Here is a 1,527-nt window from a genome sequence, read left to right on the forward strand (position 1 = left end):
GTATAGGGGGGGACATAAAATGTGAGTGGAAAGTGTTTTCAATGTATGCTATTCTCACATAGTAATGGAATTTGATTATATAACTTGTTATTTTAAAAGGTATGGATTTATTGTTTATTCTATTGTTTATTTCTTAGCAAATTTTGTCAAGTTTGAAACTTTTAAATAAAGAAAAAAATAGATAAATAATAATACTTGATGATGACTAATGTTATTTCTTGGATTTTTTTTTAATAGAAATAGGTAGATAAATCAGAATTCTATTACAAATAGACATATTTATCCCCCCTAAATATGTTATTGATGTTATTTTTTTATCAGTTAGCCGAGAATACTCGAAACTTTAGTCATGTAGATAAATCATCTCGGCTTGTGGCATAGTTTTGGATAGCATCAAAAACCGTGAGAACTACGGAGATAGCTTGGTAAAAAAGAGGAATCACTGTGAGTGAAAAAAGGCTTGCAAGTATGCTCTATTCCCAAGAATTTCGTGACTTTAGTCATGAGAGGTTCAAGAAAACTTGTTGCTTCATGGTTTACATATTTTTTTCTAATTATAATACGTACTATAAGTGGGAAAATCAGCAAAGAATCATTAACGGATACCAAAAAGCAATTGGAAAGGATAGGTGGTTTCGTGGGAAGAGTGACGAATTTTAGTAAAGAGTATTTACTATTTAAAAGTATGGTGTATGCTGAAGAAAATGGACTATCAGCAATTACAGCAAGAAGTTTAGCTTCGTTTTGTGGTTGTTCTACATATCCAATTTATGCACATTTTAAATCGATCCGTATATTGAAGGAAAAAATAATCGAGGAGATCATTATATGTTTTGACCGATATTTGGCAGAATATGTAATCGATGATTTTTTTAGCATTGTTCATCTATTAAAGGAATTTTTCTCGATTCACGAAAGTATACGAGGGGTCGTCATCAAGTCTGAACTTGATATGGCTTCTTTATTTAAACGTACTTTTTCAGAATTTGTGCGAGAACATACAGGAATCAAAGAAGCATATTTACTAGAACTTCTTTGGCTAAATGCATTAGGTAGTTTGAATTCTGATAAATCGTCAAAAGAATTTTTTGAAACAATGACTTTAATCTGGAACAAACTAGCAGAATTAGAAGAAGATCTGCCGGAAATGTTGACCAATATTAAGTATGTGTCAAACAACTAAATATAAATTAGCTAGAATTGAATCAGCATCCAAGATAGGTTATAAATAGTAAACTCCTATTATTCTTTACATATTGAAGATGTGGTAATAGAGTTTAGCTTCTGGTGTTAAGGTTAAACTTCAAAAAACAGAATCCTGTCTTTTTGGAATTAAATTTAATAATCAGGAGCTTTTTTGTTTATATTTGTTTTTTAGAAAAGGATAGAGGAATCTATCTCTACTTCATTGAGTTCTTTTCCACATAAGTGAATTAGTTCGCTTATTTTTCTGTCTGTGCTATCATTAAAGATAGATAAAAGGAGCTGATAATTATGAAAACATCAACAAAAGTAACGATTGGATTG

At 30.3% G+C, this 1,527-nt stretch carries 1 protein-coding gene; it reads left to right on the top strand.

Annotated features, from left to right (window positions below):
• The first annotated feature begins 637 nt into the window (after window positions 1-637).
• On the top strand, window positions 638-1,183 hold the full coding sequence (locus A5844_RS07925) for a hypothetical protein (protein WP_086284655.1): 546 nt from the start codon (window positions 638-640) through the stop codon (window positions 1,181-1,183).
• The last annotated feature ends 344 nt before the right edge of the window (window positions 1,184-1,527 follow it).

This window comes from Candidatus Enterococcus wittei, from assembly GCF_002140175.1.
Taxonomy (GTDB): Bacteria; Bacillota; Bacilli; order Lactobacillales; family Enterococcaceae; genus Enterococcus_B; species Enterococcus_B wittei.